Origin of the sequence: Flavobacterium limi (genome assembly GCF_010645075.1) — a bacterium.
Classification (GTDB): domain Bacteria; phylum Bacteroidota; class Bacteroidia; order Flavobacteriales; family Flavobacteriaceae; genus Flavobacterium; species Flavobacterium limi.
This window is the reverse complement of record NZ_JAADZV010000004.1, coordinates 359,537-380,566: the sequence shown is the minus strand read 5'-3', so window position 1 is coordinate 380,566 and position 21,030 is coordinate 359,537. Positions and strand designations below refer to the sequence as shown.

The following is a 21,030-nucleotide window of genomic DNA, read 5'->3' as shown; positions in this document are numbered from 1 at the left end:
TAAGGTTTTTTATCTTTATAGAAACTTAGCTATTTTTGTTTTAGAATTTCATTTAAGAAAAAAGCTTAGTGCCTGAGTGCCTTAGCAACTCAGAACCTTTTTTAAGCTTTCTTCATCAACTCAGCCATTTTTTTCTTATCCCCAACGACCCAGATAATATCATTTTGCTGTAAAATCAAACTGGACTCAGGGTTTAGGATTCGGTTTCCGTTTCTCTCAATCCCAACTACCATTCCACCGGTTTTTCCCCTAAATTGTCCAATGCTTTTTTCCATAAAGTCTTCATTCGAAATTTCCAGCTGACGCAGTACAACTTCAGATTCTTCTACATTTTTAGGGGCCTCAATCTCATTTTGGGTTAAATATTTATTAAACTCAGTAATTTGGGCATCGGTACCAATTACACAAATTTCATCACCGGGAAATAAACGCTCAGTTTTAGTTGGAATTGGAATTGTGATTTCACCACGTCTTATATACGCAATATTAATTCCCATTTGTTCGCGGATATGCAGTTCTTCTAATGTTTTTCCGGCCAGGTTCGATTCTTTTCCAATTTCGAATATAGACATGTGTCCGTCCCAGGGCATTAGATTGGCATATCTTCTGTCAAGTTTTTTGTTTTCACGGTCATTTAAATTCTTTAAAAAGTGATTCTCGATTTTGTGATATTGCTCGTTTAATTTTTTTGGGAATATTTGATAAGCTACAATTGCAATAATCAGGGCAACAAAAGCAACCGTTGGGGAAAAGAAAATATTTAATAAAAATCCAACAAAAAATAATCCAATACTCATTCTGATTAAGATTAGCATCAGGAGAGCCCCGCGATATTTACGTTCTTCCCATAATCTTTCAACTTCGTCCACTTTGACACGACGCAGCGAAAGTGCCCATAAAAACGGAGCAATTATAACTAAAGTCAATAAAGCTGCTAATGTATTTCCAAATCTGGTATCAGCTACTGAAGGCGCCACAAATTTAGATGACAATAAAATGATTGCGGTAATAATTATCGTGTGAAGGATAATTTGTGTTATCGAAGAGCGCAGTACAATTTGCCAGGTACTGACCGATTTAATTGCCTGAGCATTTACACTGTAACGATTGATGTTTTTGACCCATTTTTTCGGCATCTTTTGTTCTAAAGCATGAGCGAACGATTCTGAATACTTAATTAAAAAAGGTGTTGTAAAAGTTGTAATGGCAGATACAGCAACAATTATTGGATATAGGAAATCACTTGTAACCTTCAATGTCATTCCTAATGTTGCAATAATAAAAGAGAACTCTCCAATTTGCGCCAGACTCATTCCGGTTTGTACAGATTGTTTAAGAGGCTGTCCGGATAAAAGTGCGCCAAACGAAGAACTCAATGCTTTTCCAAAAATAGTCAGTAATGTAATAATAGCTACAGGTAATGCATATGTAATCAAGGTATCCGGATTAATTAACATTCCCACAGATACAAAAAATACAGCTCCGAATAAATCTTTTACGGGCTGAATTAAATGCTCTATTTTTTCAGCCTGTGTAGTTTCTGCAATAATAGAACCCATTATAAAAGCGCCTAAAGCAGGAGAAAAACCAACATTTGCGGCAAAAATAACCATCATTAAGCACATAGCTAATGAAATAATCAGCAGCATTTCATCTGTCAGAAGATGTTTTGCTTTTTTGAGTATGGTCGGAATAATAAAAATCCCTCCCAGGAACCAAATGATCAAAAAGAAAATCAATTTTAAAACAGATTGCAGCAATTCTGTCCCGGAAACCTGATCGCTTACAGCAATAGTAGAAAGTAAAACGAGCATTAAAATCGCAACAATATCTTCAACAATCAAAGCTCCAAATACAATTCCAACGAACTTTTTTCCTTTGACGCCCAGTTCATCAAAAGCCCTGATAATAATTGTTGTAGAAGATATTGAAAGTGTTGCACCAAGAAAAATACTATCCATTTTTCCCCATCCCATCCATTGGCCTACACAATAACCAATGAGAACCATAAATAAAATTTGGGTTATAGCAGTTATAGATGAAGTTCCACCCACTTTCATCAGCTTTTTAAAACTGAATTCGAGTCCTAAACTAAAAAGTAAAAATATCACCCCAATTTCGGCCCAGACTTCAACACTTTTCATGTCGGTTATTGAAGGGAAAAAATCAAAATGGTTTCCGGCTAGAAATCCTGCAATCAGATACCCCAAAACCAAAGGCTGTTTCATTTTTTTAAATAGCAGAACGGCGATTCCTGCAGTCATCAGGATTAATCCCAGATCACTGATTAAAGGTTGTAAGTGGTGTGTGCTTTCGGCTGCGGCGGTTAAGGCAATCATAAATGTTTCTTTGTTCAGAAGCTATTCCGGCTTTCCATTTCAAGCTTTTGTGCAAACAACATATTTTTAAAGCAGTTTCAGGAGCTACCGCTGGTCGCTCTGTACCTGCAAAAAAAATATAGTTTTTTTACAAAAGGTTTTTCATTCTGAATGAAATTCACTGAACTCCTATTAAAATAAAAGTTAAGTGAAGTAATCCTGGCTACTTCTAATAAATTCAATAAAAAAGCTATCCCGATAAAGATAGCTTTTTTTGACAAAATATTTTAGGGTTTCTTTAAATTCCAGTGTAATTACTAGGGGTTATCGCCATTAATTCGGCTCTTATGGCATCAGAAACTTCTAAAGTAGCGATAAAATTATGAATTGCATTTTTATCAATCGCTTCATTGGTTCTTGTTAAGCCTTTCAAAGCCTCATAAGGATTCGGATACGCTTCACGACGTAAAATCGTTTGAATAGCTTCTGCCACTACTGCCCAGTTTTTCTCTAAGTCTTCTGCAAACTTACTTTCGTTTAAAAGTAATTTATTCAATCCTTTCAAAGTAGCTTCAAAAGCAATAATCGTGTGTCCAACAGGAACTCCAACATTTCTTAAAACAGTACTATCAGTTAAATCACGCTGTAATCTTGAGATTGGTAATTTAGCCGCTAAATGTTCGAAAATAGCATTTGCGATTCCTAAATTTCCTTCCGAGTTTTCAAAATCAATCGGGTTTACTTTATGTGGCATTGCTGAGGATCCAATTTCTCCGGCTTTGATTTTTTGCTTAAAATAATCCATCGAAACATACGTCCAGATATCACGGTCTAAATCGATAATGATATTGTTGATTCTTTTTAAAGCATCAAAAAAGGCTGCAAAATGATCGTAATGCTCAATTTGTGTTGTTGGAAATGAATGCTGTAAACCTAAACTGGTCTCGACAAATTTAGTTCCGAATTGTTTCCAGTCAATTTGTGGATAAGCTACGTGATGTGCATTGAAATTTCCTGTTGCACCGCCAAATTTACCAGCAAACGGAATATTGAATAACAAACGCATCTGTTCTTCAAGACGTTCTACAAAAACCAGAATTTCTTTTCCTAAACGGGTAGGGGAGGCTGGCTGTCCGTGAGTACGTGCTAACATCGGAATGTCATTCCATTCAACGCTTAATTCTTTTAATTTTGCAATTAAAGAAACTAACGTTGGCATATAAACCTGCTCAAAAGCTTCTTTTGTAGAAAGCGGAATTGCAGTATTGTTGATATCCTGTGATGTTAATCCGAAGTGAATGAATTCTTTGTATTGAGATAAACCTAATTTTTCAAAAGCATCCTTGATGAAGTATTCCACTGCTTTTACATCGTGGTTGGTTACTTTTTCAGTTTCTTTAATCCAAAGCGCATCTTCCGTAGAGAAATTCTTGTAGATATTACGAAGGCTTTCAAATAAATCTGAATCTATGCCCTGTAATTGTTGCAATGGAATTTCGCATAAAGCAATAAAGTATTCCACTTCAACTAATACGCGATATTTTATTAAAGCTTCTTCAGAGAAAAAAGGTGCTAAATTTTGGGTTTTATTTCTATATCTTCCGTCAATTGGGGATATAGCATTCAATTCGTTTAGAGTAGTCATCGTTATGTTGTTTTTTCGAAAGGTGCAAATATAAGGTATTGTTAAAACTTCTGAAAATTACGGAAGCTATATTATGGTCTTAAATGATGGTTTTGAAAATTTTATCCCAAATCGTAAAGTAAAAGCCATAATTACGGGATTCATTTTTATGATGATCGTTATGGAATTTTGTAGTCGAAACCCATTTTGTGAAATTATTTCGGTACCAGAAAGCCGGAAATATATCTTTTTGAAGATGACCAAATATGCCGTACGATAAGTTTAAAATTAGGTAAATAATGATGCTTAAAAAGTTGAACTTTAAAATTGTAATTAAAAAAAGCCATATAAAACCAAAACCTAAAGTTTCTATAGGATGAAGTACGTACAGGCTGTAAACATTAGTTTCAACATGGGTATGATGTAGCTGATGAATAGGATTGAACCATTTTAAGCGATGCGCCAGAAAATGAAAGCAGAACATGAAAAAGTCCATTAAAATAATCAACAGTAAAGTATCAAATAACAAAGGCATAATTGATGCTGAAAAATCTATTTTCAGGATTCCCAAGCTGTACAATTCAAACCCCAATACGGTTATAAATGTATTGCAAATCAGGGTTGAAAAGACCCATTTGAAGTCAGACTTTTTAAAATGGTATTCTCAGGTTCGATTATTCGTCCGATTAAAACTGAAATATAGATTAAAACTAAGTTTTCAACCAGAGAGAAAACAGCCAGATAAGCCAGATTGAATTCCGCTAATTGCTGCAGCCAGCTTTCAAAAATCATTTTGCCTTTTCTAAATTCAATAGTTTATCTCTCAACTCAGCTACACCTTCTGAAGCAAATTTTGCAATTGTTTCAACTTTGTTTCTAATATTCGGAATGGCAATAGGCTTCGGATCAATATAAAAAACGGGCGTAATACTATAGGTGTAACCGATTAACCCTGCAGCAGGATAAACCTGCAGAGAAGTTCCGATTACGGCAAAATAATCAGCGGTTTCCGTTATGGCAATGGCTTCTTCAAGTGCCGGAACATCTTCGCCAAACCAAACAATATGAGGGCGCAGCTGGTGTCCGTTTTCATCTAAATCTCCTGTGATTAAATCATCAGTCCAGTCTAAAATCAAATCCCGATTTTTGGTACTTCTGACTTTTAGCAATTCACCATGTAAATGTAGAACTTTAGAACTTCCGGCTCTTTCATGTAAATCATCTACATTTTGAGTGATGATGTAAACATCAAAATCTTTTTCTAATTCGGCTAAAATAATATGTCCTAAATTAGGCTCGACTTCTTTTAGCTGCTGGCGTCTTTTATTGTAAAAATCCAAAACCAATTCCTGATTTTTCTGCCAGCCTTCCGGTGTTGCCACTTCCATCACGTCATGACCTTCCCATAATCCGTCGCTGTCGCGAAATGTTTTAATACCGCTTTCGGCACTTATTCCGGCTCCTGTCAGCACGACTAATTTCTTTTTCATTTTTTGTATTGCACTTATTTTGGTAATTGATTCACTTCTAATATTCGTACCATTGTCGGTTCTGACTTTGCCAGACCTTCTCCGTCAACCTGATTTACATTTTGAAGAAAGATATGAAGTTTTTTTTGCTTTTCCCAAAGTGAAATATCATAATTCGGTTCCCATTCTCCTATTGCGGTTGAGGTTAAGTCGGTTACTTTCCAATTGCTGTTTATACTTAAATTCTTGTAAGTCATTGAGACTTTGTTTTCTCTTTCGCTGTCCCTAAAAAGAAGGTACAAATAGCGATTTTTTCCTTCTTCTTTAATTAATAAATCAGGTCTGGAAATCGGGATTTTTTTGGTACCGCCGCCGCCCAGAGAAAAAGAAGTTGTTCGAAAACCGGTATTTGATTTTTTCCAGCTACCATTTTCTAAATAAACAATTTGAAATTGCGGAATATCATTTTCGTTCCAATAATTAGCGATATAAGGGTTTCCGTTTTCATCAGCCGTCATCGAAGTTTGGTTAATCAGACTCGATTTTTCCGGAATTCTCCACGCAATTTCTGCCGATGTGACCGTTATGGGCAAATTGTATTTTTCTCCGTTTGATTTTTCCCAACTTAAACCACCATCAAAAGAGCGGGCATAACAAATATCATGATTAGTAGAAACATCCCAGCTTTCTCTCCAGACCCATGAAATATGTATGGTGCCTTTTTTATCTACTTTGGCTTGCCAGTAAGCACTTCTTTTGTCTTCACCGTTTAATAGATTACTTTGAATTTGTGACCATTTTTTATCTTTTACAGAATAGGAATTTATAATCATATTACCTCTTCCCGAAGAACCTGAACGATAAAAGAATAGTAAATTTCCGTTCGGCAGATTATAAAATTCAGGATAGGTTACTTTTTGTTCGGCAATTCCGGTCATCGATTCTTCTTTATCCAAATCTAAACTTAAAGGTGATTTGCTTTTTGCATATCGAAGTTTGGTGTCGTGATGATCCCAGCTTACATGAACATATCCGTCTCCGTCTATACCTATGCTAATGCTGTTATGAGCATCTTTTGAATTACCAGCGTAGGGTGTTTTTACGATTTCCCAGTTAGCAGAATTTAGTTTTCTTTTGCCTAAGACTACTGTTCCATTTTCATCATAATATGCAGTAAACTGAAGGTCTTTAAAAGTAGTTACCGCATTTTTTCTGAATTTAACTGTATTAACTGAATTATTGCTCCAGCCATATCCAACGGGAATTTCTTTGGGAATTTTTGTTGCACAGGCAAAAAAAGTCAGGGATAAAGCACACAGAAGGCTTTTGCAAAAAAGGTTATTCATTAAGGCTGTTTTGAGGTGGTTAGTAATCAGTAAAAATAAATGTTTTTAGAAATAGTACGGATCAAAACATACCAGTTTTAGATTGGAAAGCTTTTTTTGGGTTTTGGTCATTTTGTTTCGATATGATAAAATATTATTATTTTTGCCGCAAACAAAACCAAAATGATTGATTTAGATTACCTCGCTTTTCTTGAAAATATACTGACTGACAATCGCAAAGAAAGATTTTTGCATGTTTTGGAAAATCGTACCAAACATTTTACTGTTGCAGTAGAAGATGTCTACCAAATGCATAATACAAGTGCGGTAATGCGCAGTTGTGAGGTTTTCGGAATTCAGGAACTGAATGTTATTGAACAGCGTTTTGGCAAACGAATCGATAAAGAAATTGCACTTGGTGCTCAGAAATGGGTAGATATTAATAGATTTGATTCGGTTGCGGGGTGTCTTTCAGATTTAAAAAGCAAAGGTTACAAAATTATAGCGACAACACCTCACGAACAAGACTGTATGCTGGAGGATTTTGACATTTCAAAACCGAGCGCATTATTTTTTGGAACAGAAAAAGAAGGATTGTCTAAAGAAATTATGGACAAAGCCGATGGTTTCCTGAAAATACCAATGGTTGGTTTTACGGAGAGTTTAAATATTTCTGTTTCGGCAGCAATTATCATTCAGAATCTGACGAACAGGCTACGAAGATCTGATATAAAATGGCAATTATCTGATGAAGAAATTTTAGTAAAACGTTTGGATTGGGCGAAAAACTCAATCAAAGATATTAAACGGATTGAAGCTCGATATTATCAGGAACATTAGAAATTTACCTGGCTTAGTAATTTTGAATCTTTTATGTTTCCCGGGTTTAACTCGTAATTATAAATTCCATTATCACCAATTGCAAATAAAGTATTATCTCTAACGATTACATCAAAACACTTTTTATCTATTGAATGAACTAATACGGGTTCAATAGGATTCTGAATATCAAATATTTTTATTACATCATCACAAACCAATAGATAATTGGTGCTAAAAAAGCCAATTCCTTTGGGAGCTGTTAGTGTTCTGCTATGTATTAATTTTGGATTTTTAAGGTCTTTTGAGTCATAAACTTGTAAGACATTAATATTATTTCCACAAAAAGTATTTGAATTTAGGGTTACAAAAGAATGGGTATCATTGGCAATTACAGGATCACATGCCGTAAAATGTTGTACTGCTGATAATTTAGTGGGATTTTCAGGATTTTTAACAGAATAAATAAACATTCCGTTTCTCGATCCAATATATAGATTTTCTCCATAAGAGAACAAGGTCTCAATGTTAAATCCAATCTGGATTTCATTAACCTTTACTGGTTTCTCTTTGTCAATTAAAGAAAAAACGTTTAGTTTCATTTCATCCACACTATAAAGATAATTGCCTTTTATAGCAAAAACGGCAAGTGAACCGCCCTGACCAATTTCACCACTTCCAGATGAATCCGAATCAGAGCATCCAATTAAAAATAAAACAATTAATAAAGATATAATTTTTCTCATTTTAGAGTCAGTTTAAAAAATCAGTTATTTAAAATTCTAGGAATAGTGTTGAATAAAGTTGGAAGTGTGTTATTTGTTTTCTTTCCAGTCAATTATGATTTCATTTTCCTTGGGATTACCATAAAAACCATTTGGGGATCTTTTTTGCGGAAAAACATTTTTGTTCCTGTTGGTAATGTCCATTTTTTTTGTAGCAGAATTGTATGTTATTGTGACCAGATCTACAGCCTGATTGATGTAAATAATGTCATCAATTATAGCCAAATCTGTTGCTCCCGGCGCTTTTATAAATTGCAAAAGAATAGGATTTTTAGGATCTGAATAATCGTAAACATGAAAGCCTTTGTTGATATCATTAATAAACATCAAATCACCTTTTATGTAAATCTTTCCAGACTTGAGGATAGGCTGAGGATTCTCTAACACAATTGATTTTTCAAAAACACTCCTTTGAAGTAATACAGGTTTGTATTGTTTTTCTTCCCAATCATCATTCGTAGGACGTAAACAAGAGCTAAAGGCAGAGATAATTAATAGAAGAAGTACTGTTTTTTTCATGTGAATTATTTTAATAAAGATACTTAAAAAGTTCTTTTTTCATACATTTTAATTTTTATTGATGTTTTTTTAATGTTGATAATCCAATATTAAAAACACAAACACCCGCAATTTATTTGAAAATTGCAGGTGTTACTTTAGTATCATATTTTTAAATTTATTATGCGTAAAGTATAAACTTTAGTACTGATAATCTCAGTGTTTTGTGTTACTTCTTCAAAAACAAAATAACCCCAAGAATACTCACAATCAAAATCGTCAATGCAGCCAAAACCATCGTCAGGTCACGGATGTTTTTTCCTGCCCAGTCCATAAATAAAAATTTGTGCAGGATGGCAAAAGAATAACCTTCAACCCGGTCTGAGTTATTGATAACCGCGGCTAGTCGTGATGTTGAAGTTTCGATAAAGTAAGTTGTTCTTTCGGGCGTGTCATACGCTAATTTTACGACCGGAAGTCTTTTATTGACAAAGCCGTATTCTCTGCTTTCAAAGTCATTCAGAACTTTTGATTCAAGTAATTTTATATTTTCAAATGAAGGCTGAGAATCATCTTCTGACGTATCAATCATTTCGCAGCACGAAGCTTTTGGTGCCCCATCGGTAAAATAATAAGCTAGAAATTCGGCATATTCTAAATCCAGGTTTGGCGCAATTTTATTTGTAGTTGCATTGATGTAAACGACTTCAGATTTTTTATCATCTTTTTTGTTCCATTTAGAATCTGATTTTGGTTTTTTGAATCTTTTTGTTTCTTTTTCAGCCAACTGACAACGATAATAAGTTGTGTCGTTTAGTGTAATAATGCTCATGTTTTGAAAACGATTCCAATCTAAATTGAGCTTATTATTGGCTCCGGGAATTTCTTTAGTTTCAAAAGTGGGTTCGTAAACCATTTGCGATAAGGTGTATGGCTCCCATTTTGTGGTAGCGTGATAGGCACCGCTAAAAGCAAAAGTTAATGTAAAAAGCGAAACCCAGATCCCAATTTGGCGATGGTATTTTCGAAGTCCTTTTTTGGGTTGTAAACTATCCGTCTTTTTGAATTGTTTCCAAAGTAAACCGTATATTAAGATTCCGCTTAGGGCAGATAATCCAATGATTGATAACAGGAAAATCATTGTAATAATACGAATGCTGTTGTTTGAAATCGCATCTATAAACGACCAGTTATGAAATACATCAAAAAACCAGATGAACCATTGTCTGGAAGCCGGATTAAAAGTGGCAAGTTTGCCTGATGAGGTTTCTACGTACACTTCCATTGTGTCAGGTCGGTCAAAACTCAATTTGTAAACAGGTAAATATCGGTTTACGTATTTGTACTGAGAAGTGAATTCGGTTACGATTTCACTTTTTTTGACAGTGCTTTTTTGATCGTCCAGAAAATATCTTGAAAGCCATTCGGCATATTTCTGGTCACCGTTTTCGAGTTTTTTTGCATTCGATGTGTCAAAATACAATAAATCCCCGGGAATCATTTTTACCTGATAATAAGTTCTGTCGTTGAATTGAACTATCCGAAAGTTTTTAAAATCATTGATAAAGTTTTGTTTCAGTACTTCCTGAATCGAAAATTGCAATTGATTTTGATCAATAGTTTGCTGCTCCAGTTTTTCATGAGCAATTTCAGGTTTAAAAAAATGCGCCATAAACGGATGCATCAAACCTGATAATGTCCAGAAAATTACCGGAATAATTGTAATTAAACCAATAGCACGATGCCATTTGTACATATGCTGTTTGATTTTCTTTACGATTTTAGAATCCTTCTTTTTGGATTTTTTGGCTGTTATTTCTTTACTCATTGTTAGTTTTTTTAGCCCCGATAGAGCCGATATCCTTTTTATGGCTTTTTCTGCCATAAAAAGATAAAGGCGAAAGCGGGATTAGCTTCTAATACTTATTTTTTAATGAAAAATTATATTGTATTCCGAATACAAAAGTTCTTGGCGCTGCTGCCGTATAAGTGGGCTGTGCGTTTGTCACATTCGTTCTTGAAACATTATAAGCATATAATTTATCTGTTAAGTTCATGACATTTCCGTAAATCTCAATTTTTCTCCATTGGTAGCCAATTCTCGCATTGAACAAATTATAACCATCATATTTTACGGTATTAATCTGATCCTGATAGTAACTGCCAACCAGCTGCCATTCGATTGAAGTTCTTAGGTTTGGAAGCCACTCTGGGTAATAACTTACCTCTGAATTTCCGGACCATCGTGGAGCAGCCGGCATTTCTTTTCCGTTTAAATTCTGAACCGGATCTGATGGTTTGTCTGAAAGTTTAAAATCGATATAAGTGTGCTGTGCGTAAGTTCCGCCAAGACGAATATTCAATTGTTTAGAAGGTCGGTAGGAAGCACCAAACTCAATTCCTTTATGACGGGTTTCTCCGGCAGAACGATAATCGGTTGAATTATCAGCAAGTTTAATACTTAAAAGTTCGTTTTTGCCTTCCATATAATATAAAGCGTAGTCAAAGTTTAATTTATTTTGAAAGAAGGAAACCCATCCGCCAATCTCATAGTTGTCGAAATCTGCCGGTTTCAGGTTATAATAAAATTCGGCAGGAACACCTGTTGAACCGCCAGTTCCCGGTTTAGCCCTGAAAATTGAAGTAATTCCCGGAGGCGCAAAGCCCTGAGAATAGTTGCCATAAAATCCTGCAAATTCAAAAGGATTGTAATTTGCCCCTGCTTTATGAGTTATTTTATCATAGACTTTACTTCCGGTAGATTTATCTAATGCATTTTCATAATTGACTTTCATATTGTCATATCTACTGCCAAATGTCAAAACTAAATTTTCAAAAAGACTAAAACTCAATTGAGCATACTCAGCATAATTGTAAATATCTGCCGAATAATCTGCTAATTTTGATTCCGGACGTTCTGCAATAATTTCATACGAATTTACGGTTTGTTTTCCTGCTTCTCCCGGATTTAGATTGGCTTTCAAATCAATTACATACGACCAGTAGGTTACAGGAGAGTAATCATATAAAGCACCTGAGACAAGTTTGGTATTTAAGAAATTAAATTGCTGCGTGTGCTGTCCGATGGCACCATAACTCTTAAAGTTGTTTGAATTTACTTCGCCTTTTGCAGTTGTAGGATTTACTGTCGGACTCCATTTTATTCCGTAGGAAGGATTTTGACCTAATTTGTTGTCACGTAAATAACCCGTAATATAACTACTCGAATTACTGTTCCAGTCATGTTCAAGAGTTAAACGTGTTCTTAAAGCGTCTGATTTTCGATATGTAAAATCGGTTGTACTTTTATAAGTTCTGTTGTTAAAGGCTTCTTCATTCACACTTCCGCTCATGTCAGAATAATATTTTCCGTACATCGTATTGCTGATCAATCGGGTAGAAGGAGAGATGTTGTAATCTATTCTGGCGTTTAGATTGTCTTTATTATAATCAGAATAGGTCATCCAGCCATTTTCCTGTAAACTGGATATTCCGGCAACATGAAAACCAACTTTTCCGATTGTAGCACCACCCGCAGCCTGAAATCTTCTGTAGCCATAATTATCAGCCTGAACTCCAAATTTAAATTCAGGATCAACAGGTGGTTTTATCGAAATTAGATTGATAGTTCCACCTACAGCTTCGGGCCCATATAAAGAAGAAACCGGGCCTTTTACCACTTCAATACTTTGAAGATTAAACTGATTGATTTCTAATAAAGCATTGTGATTGAAGATTCCCATTGGTCGAATCGGCAGGCCATCTTCTAAATACAAATAATAAGCATTAGTAGTCATCGGCTGGCGAATCGACATCATATGCTGTTCATTTCCTAAGTTGACCATTAAAACTCCTGGTGTTTTATTTATAATTTCATAGACAGCAGTTGCTTTAGCTTCGTTAATAGTTTTAGCAGTCAATTTGCTGATGGTAACTGGAGTTTCTTTTCTTAAAGTTGCGGTACGATTTGCTGTTATAAAAACGTTTTCAAGTTCCTGAAATTTCGTTGTGTCCTGCTCCGTTTTGTTTTGTGCAAAGACACATTGCCCTATGATTAATAGGGTAAAGTATATTTTTTTCATTTTGGATTATATAAATTTTAAAGAATAACCAATTTGTTTGGATGAGGTCCAAAAAAGGTTTTCAGTTTTGGCAAAATGCCATCAAAATTTATATAAAATAGGATGGAGGATGAAAAGTACTATTGGAAACCGAAATAGGTTTCGCATCAAAAGAAGCAAAAAGTTTTGCTGCTGATTCAATAGGTGTAACTAATTTGAAATTAGCTGTTGGTGAATTTTGGATGTAAACGACTTCAACTTTTTCTTTCAGGTTGTTTTGCATCTTTTTTTCGTTGTCGGCATATTTCTTTAGACTTTTTTGAAGTTCACATCGGCCGTTACACGAATTAAAGATCATTTTTCGCTGAACACAGATCGTTTTTGAAATTTCTTCCTGATTTAATTTGAATGAGGTATAAACAAAGAAACTGCCAAAAGAAGGAACTAATAGCATGCAGGAAAGAAATATGATCAATAACTTTTTCAAAAGTTGTTTCTTTGTTTTCGAATGCAAAAATACATTTTATTCGTTTTACAAAGAACAAATATTAATTTTTTTACATAAAAAATCCCCAACTACTTTGTGATTGGGGATTTAGAATGTATTACTTAGAAAATTGTTATTTCACAAGAACCCATGTGCCATTAGCAATTAGGGTTTCCGCTTTTTTGAATTTCATTGTTTCCGTTTTTCCTGTAGCAACTTCCTGAACTGTTACAGTATCATTTCGGTTGATTTTTGGCATATCTCTAACGATAGTTTCCGTAACCTGACGCTGTTGAGTTTCACCTGCTTCACGGTTGATGCTTTCGCTGTTTGGAATTTCGTCTTTACTTAATTGTAAGTTTTCTTTTTGACGAACTTCTCTTGCCTCGTGAATTTCAGGAACGTTTTGAGCCGGTAAATCACCTTTGAATAAGAATGAAATTACCTCTTTGTTTACGTTGTCCAGCATTCCTCTAAACAAATTGAAAGCTTCAAGTTTGTAAATAAGTAATGGGTCTTTTTGTTCGTGAACAGCTAATTGAACAGATTGTTTCAATTCGTCCATTTTGCGTAAATGTTTTTTCCAGGCTTCATCCACAATAGAAAGTGTGATGTTTTTCTCGAAATCTGCAATCAACTGAGCACCTTCAGTTTCGTAAGCTTTCTTTAAATCTGTAACAACATTCAAAGTTTTGATTCCGTCTGTGAATGGAACTACAATTCTTTCAAAATGATTGTTTGGCTCTTCAAAAACTCCTTTGATAATCGGAAAAGCTTCTCTGGCACTTCTTTCTGTTTTTTCTGTATAGAAAGCCAAAGCTTCTTTGTACACTTTTCCGGTGATTTCGATTTCAGACAATTTAGAGAAATCAGCTTCAGCAATAGGAGATGTGATTCCGAAGTAACGAATCAAATCAAATTCAAAATTTTTGAAATCGTTAGTTACTTTGTTTTGGTCCACAATTAATTCGCAGGTATCATAAAGCATATTGGCGATATCCAGCTTCAAACGCTCTCCGAATAATGCGTGGCGACGACGTTTGTAAACTACCTCACGCTGCGAGTTCATTACGTCATCATATTCTAATAAACGTTTACGGACACCAAAGTTGTTTTCTTCTACTTTTTTCTGAGCGCGTTCGATTGATTTGGTCATCATAGAATGCTGAATAACTTCACCTTCCTTTAATCCCATTCTGTCCATTACTTTTGCAACTCTTTCAGAACCAAATAAACGCATTAGGTTATCTTCAAGAGAAACGTAGAATTGCGAGCTTCCCGGATCTCCCTGGCGACCGGAACGACCGCGTAACTGTCTGTCTACACGACGTGAATCATGACGCTCTGTACCTACGATTGCCAAACCTCCTGCAGCTTTCACCTCTGGAGATAATTTAATATCGGTACCACGACCCGCCATGTTTGTTGCAATAGTTACAACTCCGGCTTTACCGGCTTCTTCAACGATTTGCGCCTCCTGCTTGTGCATTTTAGCATTCAATACATTGTGTGTGATTCCTCTCATTTTAAGCATACGGCTTAATAACTCTGAAATCTCTACAGAAGTTGTTCCAATCAATACCGGTCTCCCTGCTTTTGATAATTCGGTAACGTCTTCAATTACAGCATTGAATTTCTCACGTGTCGTTTTGTAGATATAGTCTTCTTTGTCTTGTCTTGCAATTGGACGGTTGGTTGGAATTTCAACGACATCCAGTTTGTATATCTGCCATAATTCACCCGCTTCAGTTACAGCAGTACCCGTCATACCGCCTAATTTACTGTACATTCTGAAATAATTCTGTAATGTAACGGTTGCAAAAGTTTGAGTTGCAGCTTCGATTTTTACGTTTTCTTTGGCTTCGATCGCCTGGTGAAGACCGTCAGAGTAACGACGTCCGTCCATGATACGACCTGTTTGTTCATCGACAATCATAATTTTATTGTCCATGATAACATATTCTACATCTTTTTCGAATAAAGCATATGCTTTTAAAAGTTGAGTAAGAGTGTGAATACGTTCGCTTTTTACACCAAAATCCTGAAATAATCTTTCTCTTGCTTCAGCTTCTGCATCTTTGTCTAATTTTTGTTTTTCGATAGCGGCGATTTCGGTTCCAATGTCTGGTAAGACGAAGAAATCTGCATCAGTATCGCCAGAAAGGTATTTAATACCATTATCTGTCAATTCTACCTGATTGTTTTTTTCTTCAATCACGAAATACAAAGCTTCATCTACTTTGTGCATCTCACGATTGTTATCCTGCATGTATTGATTTTCAGTTTTTTGAAGTAATTGTTTAATTCCTTCTTCACTTAAAAATTTAATTAATGCTTTATTTTTAGGTAAACTTCTGTATGCTCTTAATAGTAAGAAACCACCTTCTTTAGTATTTCCTTCTTTGATTAATTTTTTAGCCTCAGCTAAGAAACCATTCGCTAGCTGACGTTGTTGTGCAACTAAGTTTTCGATTTTTGGTTTCAATTCATTAAATTCATGACGGTCTCCCTGGGGAACCGGTCCTGAAATAATAAGCGGCGTTCTCGCGTCATCAATTAAAACAGAGTCAACCTCGTCGACAATGGCATAATTATGTTTTCTTTGCACTAAATCGCTAGGCGAGTGTGCCATGTTGTCTCTTAAGTAGTCAAAACCAAACTCGTTGTTGGTTCCGTAAGTGATATCGGCATCGTATGCTTTTTTTCTGGCTTCGGTACTTGGCTGATGGTTATCGATACAGTCTACAGATAAACCGTGGAATTCGAATAAAGGAGCTTTCCATGTGCTGTCACGTTTCGCCAGGTAGTCATTCACCGTTACTAAGTGAACTCCGTTTCCTGTCAAAGCGTTTAAGTAAAGAGGAAGTGTAGCTACCAAAGTTTTACCTTCTCCCGTTTGCATTTCGGCAACTTTACCTTCGTGCAATACCATCCCACCAATCAGCTGAACATCGTAATGAATCATGTCCCAGGTGATATCTTTTCCGGCCGCATTCCATTTGTTAGCCCAAACTGCTTTGTCTCCTTCAATAGTAATATAGGGTTTTGCAGCTGAGAATTCACGATCTTTTGCAGTTGCAGTAACTTCAATATGAGCGTTTTCTTTGAAACGACGAGCTGTTTCTTTTACAACAGAAAATGCTTCAGGAAGTAATTCCAATAAAGTTTTCTCCGAGATTTCATAAGCTTCTTTTTCAAGAGCATCTATTGCATCATAAATATCTTCTCTTTTATCGATGTCTTCAATCTTTTCTACTTCTGCTTTAAGCGAAGCAATTTTAGCATCTTTTTCAGCTCTTGCTTCTTTAATTTTATCCTTAAAGTAAACGGTTCTGCCTCTTAATTCGTCGTTTGAAAGACTCATTAAAGGAGCTTCAAATGCTTTAATTTTGTTTAAGTAAGGTTGTAAAGCTTTAACATCTTTCTGTGATTTATCACCTACAAAGACTTTAATAATACTGTTTATGAAACTCATGATTTATTGTATTTCTATTTTATGTAAATGTGTATTTGAACCAAAAAAAAAGCCTCTGTGATGAGACTTTTTCATTTGGTTTATTTTTTAATATTCATCCTCATTCCAAAGATAATCTTCGTCTGTTGGATAATCAGGCCAAATTTCTTCCATTGATTCATATATCTCCCCTTCGTCTTCAATCGACTGTAGGTTTTCTACTACTTCCAAAGGAGCTCCTGCTCTAATAGCGTAGTCAATAAGTTCGTCTTTGTTAGCAGGCCACGGTGCATCACTTAAATAGGATGCTAATTCTAATGTCCAATACATCTTTTGTCGATTTAGTTTGTGCAAAAATAAATTTTTTACTGAAAAAGACAAGTAAAATTTGATTTATTTTAATAAAATTTAAGAACGTATCCTGTTAAAATTCCAAAAACTAATTTCCGAATTCCAAAAAGGAACTAAAAACGCGATTTTTGCCAGGGTTTCAATTCAGGAATTTGGGATTTTATAAATTGTAATTTTTAGAATTTATTTCCTTGGAATCCATTTTATTTCCTCCGCTTTAAGGTCAGACGACAACTTCCGTGCCAAGACAAAAAGATAGTCAGAAAGTCGGTTTAAGTATTGAATTGTAATTTCCGGGACGTGTTCATTATGGCTTAAATGTACTGCTAAACGCTCTGCACGACGACATATACAGCGGGCAATATGACAATGTGACACGGTGGGATGGCCACCCGGTAAAACAAAATGAGTCATTGGAGAGAGACTTTTCTCCATGTTATCTATTTCATTTTCCAGTAATTCAATGTCAGAATCAATTATTCCAAGATTTTCTAATCTGAGTTTGCCGTTTTTTAAAACTTCTTTTTCCTGTGGAGTTGCCAAAATGGCGCCAACTGTAAAAAGACGGTCCTGAATTTCGATTAAAATAGTTTTGTAATGTGAATCAATTTCCTGATCGCGGATTAAACCGATATACGAGTTTAGTTCATCAATAGTTCCGTAACTGTCAATTCTAATATGATCTTTCGGGACACGGGTACCTCCAAAGAGTGCTGTTGTTCCCTTATCTCCGGTTTTAGTATATACTTTCATTTTTTAAGATACTAAGATTCTAAGTTAAAAAGGGACTAGGCTTTTTCCTGAAGTTCTTTATTCGTGTCACTTTCAATCAAGCCATCACGTAAACGAATAATCCGATGTGCGTAAGCCGCAATATCTTCTTCGTGTGTGACAAGGATTACAGTATTTCCCTGCGCATGAATATCTCCAAAAAGTTTCATGATTTCTACAGAAGTTTTACTGTCTAAGTTTCCGGTTGGTTCATCGGCTAGGATGATAGAAGGTTTGTTTACTAATGCACGGGCAATAGCAACACGCTGGCGTTGTCCTCCTGAAAGCTGATTGGGCTGATGGTCCATTCTGTCTGCAAGATTTACTTGTTTCAAAACTTCTGTTGCGCGTACAACCCGTTCCGATTTAGGATATCCGGCATATATCATTGGCAAAGCAACATTATCTAATGCTGTAGTTCGTGGCAAAAGGTTAAAAGTTTGAAAAACGAATCCGATTTCTTTGTTTCTAATTCCGGCCAATTCATCATCACGCATCTGGCTAACGTCTTTTCCATTCAATATATAGCGTCCTGAAGTTGGTGTATCTAAGCAACCCAGTAAGTTCATTAAAGTAGATTTACCTGACCCTGACGGCCCCATTAAAGCTACATATTCTCCTTTATTAATTTCTAAATTAACGCCTTTTAAGACATATACAATTTCATTTCCAAGAACAAAATTTCGCTTAATGTCAGTTATTTTAATTAATGGATTTGCCATTCGTTTTATAATTTGGATTTAAAAGTACAAAACACTTTTTTAATAAAAAGTATAAGTAGGTTATAATCGCATTTTGTTACAAAACATCTGTATTAATAAGCTAATTATTAGATTTAATATTATTACAGATTTTTTAATAAATTTTATATAATTATCATTATTTCTGATGTTTTATATTTTTAAAAGATATTTAATTTTAAAAACATGATAATAATGTAATTTATTTTGATTTAATGTGGAGTAAATTTGGATATCTAATAATTAAATAATCAAATATTATGAAAAACATACAACTTTTATCAGGTATTGTATTAATTGCATTAGGTTTTACATCATGCAAAGACGAAAAACAAGAACAGGCAAAAAAGAAAATTGATTCTTATGTAGCATATGTTGATTCAGTAAAAAATGTAGCAGAAGAGGATTTGAAAGCTGACTGGAAAGATGTTGAAGCTGAATATGAAAGAAGAGCAGAAAATGCACAAGCAGCTCTTGCTGATCTTAAGGATAATACTGCTGAAACTGAAAAAATCAATGAAAGTAAAATTAAATACGAAGAGTTTAAAAATCAAATGGCCGCTAAGCTTGCGCCTGAGGTAACTCCGAAACAAAAATTACGTAATGCATTATTTGGAGAAGGAAAAATTGGTGATGATATGAGTTTTGCCTGGGTAAATGCACAAAACATTCATAATGTATACCAACAATTTGTGCATACTGTAGAAAATAACAAAGACAGTTACTCAAGAGAAGATTGGGATGAAATAAAATTATTGTATGAAGCACTGGACAGCCGTAAAAATACAGTTGAAAAAGAAGGGCTTACCGCAGAAGATAACAGAAAAATTGCAGGTTTGAAAATCAAATTTGCACCTATGTATACTGTAAACAGAATGGGAGCAAAATCTGAAGAAAACGCAGCAGCAAAAAAATAGGTTAGTTAGGTTTATTTAGTTTTGAGAATGACAATCAGAAATGATTGTCATTTTTTTATGCCCTAAGAATAAAATGTTCTTTTTCCTGCTCGCGCCTGAAAAATACGAATCCCCATTGAAAGGTATCAATTGTTACTTTTACTTTTGGGTGTTTTTTTATAGTTTCCCAGGCTTCTTCCATATCTGAAGACCAATGGATGTCATCAAAAATCCAAACAGAATCGTTATCAATTGTAGATAATAAATGTTCGAAATAATCTAAAGTAGCTTTTTTAGAATGATTGCCGTCAAAGTAAATAAGTTGAAAGGTTACAGTTTCCACCTTCAGGTTCTTAAAATACTCCTGAAATTCTGAAACTATACTTTCAATAGTATCGAAATTGAATTTTTGAAATTGAGTTTTTGCAATTGAACTTGTTTCCGGACATCCTTCTAAAGTAGTGATTTTTGCTTTAGGATTACCTAAAGCAAGGGCAGAGGTAGCTAATCCTAATGAAGTTCCTATTTCTAAAATGTTTTCTGGCTGAAAATAATGTGTTAAACGAAATAATAATTCAGCATGTTTTTTAGAAATTCCTGCAGTTTTTGCAATTTTTGCTATCTGTCTTTTGTTGGATTTGAAGACTTTTGAACCTGCTCCAAAATCCGTTACCTCAATAAAGTTTTTGTTTTCTAAAAGTGATTTCCTATAGTTATTAAGAATCAAATATTCAGGTTTTGATTTTTTATCGTAAAAGCATTTCGTTAGTAAATTAAATACAAATGGAGAATGAACTCCGTGTTCGTTCTTGGAGTTCCAAAGGAATTTTAAATATGATTTTATTTGAAAGAGCATTTTAAATTTTCAATATTGACCCCATCGTAATAGAGTCAATATTGATTTGATAATTTAGTTATTTACTGAAATTAATTTTACATCAAAAACAAGTACAGATCCTCCTGGGATCCCTCTGTAATCATAAGGTCCGTATGCTAAATGTGATGGAATCAAAAGAATACCGCTTCCTCCTGCTTTAAAATAAGGAATGCCTTCTGTCCAGCCTTTTATAACCTGGTTTAATCCAAAAGAAACTCCTTCAGGTTTTCCCGGATCGAAGACAGTTCCGTTAGTGTAATATCCTTTGTAAATTACTGTAACATTAGAAGAAGCTGTTGGTTGCGTTCCTTCGCCAGGCTGGTTGATAACATAATACAAACCTGAACTGGTTTTTTGAGCTGTTAAATTATTTTTGGCAATATACTCAGTAATTTCTTTATCGTTTTCTGCTGTAAAGTCTTTGGGTGGTGTGTATGGTTCATTTTCAGGGCTTAGGCATGAAAAAAGTGTGAAAACCAATAGGGTAGATAAAAGTTTTTTCATTTGATATGTGTTTATTAATGTTACAATTTTGCTTTGAAGGATGATTACTGA

19 protein-coding genes are annotated in these 21,030 nt (G+C 34.8%); 2 read left to right on the top strand and 17 right to left on the bottom strand.

The window, feature by feature from the left end:
• Positions 1-101: 101 nt before the first annotated feature.
• From GXM16_RS11090 to GXM16_RS11070, 6 genes are all read right to left on the bottom strand, one after another.
• A complete protein-coding gene (locus GXM16_RS11090; protein WP_163394436.1) occupies positions 102-2,339 on the bottom strand; it encodes a cation:proton antiporter domain-containing protein in 2,238 nt (745 codons plus the stop codon).
• Positions 2,340-2,616: 277 nt separating this feature from the next.
• Positions 2,617-3,963: an adenylosuccinate lyase gene (gene purB / locus GXM16_RS11085; RefSeq protein ID WP_163394435.1), complete on the bottom strand. Its 1,347-nt coding sequence runs from the start codon at positions 3,961-3,963 to the stop codon at positions 2,617-2,619.
• A gap of 79 nt (positions 3,964-4,042) precedes the next feature.
• Complete coding sequence (locus GXM16_RS22840) at positions 4,043-4,426, bottom strand: sterol desaturase family protein (protein ID WP_229684326.1); 384 nt, start codon at positions 4,424-4,426, stop codon at positions 4,043-4,045.
• A 131-nt stretch (positions 4,427-4,557) separates the two neighbouring features.
• Positions 4,558-4,734, bottom strand: coding sequence for a hypothetical protein (locus GXM16_RS22835; RefSeq protein ID WP_229684325.1), 177 nt, complete (start codon positions 4,732-4,734; stop codon positions 4,558-4,560).
• Positions 4,731-5,432, bottom strand: a complete 702-nt coding sequence (locus GXM16_RS11075; RefSeq protein WP_163394434.1) for an SIR2 family NAD-dependent protein deacylase — start codon at positions 5,430-5,432, stop codon at positions 4,731-4,733. Before GXM16_RS11075 ends, GXM16_RS22835 begins: the two co-directional genes overlap by 4 nt.
• Before the next feature lie 14 nt (positions 5,433-5,446).
• Positions 5,447-6,757 (bottom strand): BNR repeat-containing protein, encoded by a 1,311-nt coding sequence (locus GXM16_RS11070; RefSeq protein WP_163394433.1) that lies wholly within the window; start codon positions 6,755-6,757, stop codon positions 5,447-5,449.
• Between the two features lie 162 nt (positions 6,758-6,919).
• Here GXM16_RS11070 and GXM16_RS11065 point away from each other — a divergent pair, with 162 nt between their 5' ends.
• Positions 6,920-7,576 (top strand): TrmH family RNA methyltransferase, encoded by a 657-nt coding sequence (locus tag GXM16_RS11065; protein WP_163394432.1) that lies wholly within the window; start codon positions 6,920-6,922, stop codon positions 7,574-7,576.
• Here GXM16_RS11065 and GXM16_RS11060 read toward each other — a convergent pair.
• From GXM16_RS11060 to GXM16_RS11020, 9 genes are all read right to left on the bottom strand, one after another.
• Positions 7,573-8,301 carry an LVIVD repeat-containing protein gene (locus GXM16_RS11060; RefSeq protein WP_163394431.1) on the bottom strand — a complete coding sequence of 243 codons (729 nt, stop codon included), beginning with the start codon at positions 8,299-8,301 and terminating at the stop codon, positions 7,573-7,575. The two genes, GXM16_RS11065 and GXM16_RS11060, sit on opposite strands and share 4 nt — an antisense overlap.
• 69 nt (positions 8,302-8,370) lie before the next feature.
• Positions 8,371-8,859, bottom strand: coding sequence for a hypothetical protein (locus GXM16_RS11055; protein WP_163394430.1), 489 nt, complete (start codon positions 8,857-8,859; stop codon positions 8,371-8,373).
• Positions 8,860-9,067: 208 nt separating this feature from the next.
• Positions 9,068-10,666 carry a PepSY-associated TM helix domain-containing protein gene (locus tag GXM16_RS11050; protein ID WP_163394429.1) on the bottom strand — a complete coding sequence of 533 codons (1,599 nt, stop codon included), beginning with the start codon at positions 10,664-10,666 and terminating at the stop codon, positions 9,068-9,070.
• A gap of 88 nt (positions 10,667-10,754) precedes the next feature.
• Positions 10,755-12,920, bottom strand: coding sequence for a TonB-dependent receptor (locus tag GXM16_RS11045; RefSeq protein ID WP_163394428.1), 2,166 nt, complete (start codon positions 12,918-12,920; stop codon positions 10,755-10,757).
• Positions 12,921-13,008: 88 nt separating this feature from the next.
• Entirely contained in the window at positions 13,009-13,386 is a 378-nt protein-coding gene (locus GXM16_RS11040) for a hypothetical protein (protein WP_229684323.1), read from the bottom strand.
• A gap of 133 nt (positions 13,387-13,519) precedes the next feature.
• On the bottom strand, positions 13,520-16,861 hold the full coding sequence (gene secA / locus GXM16_RS11035; protein ID WP_163394427.1) for a preprotein translocase subunit SecA: 3,342 nt from the start codon (positions 16,859-16,861) through the stop codon (positions 13,520-13,522).
• A gap of 87 nt (positions 16,862-16,948) precedes the next feature.
• Positions 16,949-17,170, bottom strand: a complete 222-nt coding sequence (locus GXM16_RS11030; RefSeq protein ID WP_007138072.1) for a DUF2795 domain-containing protein — start codon at positions 17,168-17,170, stop codon at positions 16,949-16,951.
• A gap of 204 nt (positions 17,171-17,374) precedes the next feature.
• On the bottom strand, positions 17,375-17,944 hold the full coding sequence (locus GXM16_RS11025) for a cob(I)yrinic acid a,c-diamide adenosyltransferase (RefSeq protein WP_163394426.1): 570 nt from the start codon (positions 17,942-17,944) through the stop codon (positions 17,375-17,377).
• Positions 17,945-17,979: 35 nt separating this feature from the next.
• Positions 17,980-18,684: an ABC transporter ATP-binding protein gene (locus GXM16_RS11020; RefSeq protein WP_163394425.1), complete on the bottom strand. Its 705-nt coding sequence runs from the start codon at positions 18,682-18,684 to the stop codon at positions 17,980-17,982.
• Positions 18,685-18,962: 278 nt separating this feature from the next.
• Here GXM16_RS11020 and GXM16_RS11015 point away from each other — a divergent pair, with 278 nt between their 5' ends.
• Positions 18,963-19,619 (top strand): DUF6565 domain-containing protein, encoded by a 657-nt coding sequence (locus GXM16_RS11015; RefSeq protein ID WP_163394424.1) that lies wholly within the window; start codon positions 18,963-18,965, stop codon positions 19,617-19,619.
• Between the two features lie 55 nt (positions 19,620-19,674).
• Here GXM16_RS11015 and GXM16_RS11010 read toward each other — a convergent pair whose 3' ends face one another.
• Together GXM16_RS11010 and GXM16_RS11005 are read right to left on the bottom strand one after the other, a co-directional pair.
• Positions 19,675-20,454, bottom strand: a complete 780-nt coding sequence (locus GXM16_RS11010; RefSeq protein ID WP_163394423.1) for an O-methyltransferase — start codon at positions 20,452-20,454, stop codon at positions 19,675-19,677.
• Positions 20,455-20,508: 54 nt separating this feature from the next.
• Positions 20,509-20,979, bottom strand: a complete 471-nt coding sequence (locus GXM16_RS11005) for an FKBP-type peptidyl-prolyl cis-trans isomerase (RefSeq protein ID WP_163394422.1) — start codon at positions 20,977-20,979, stop codon at positions 20,509-20,511.
• Positions 20,980-21,030: the final 51 nt, after the last annotated feature.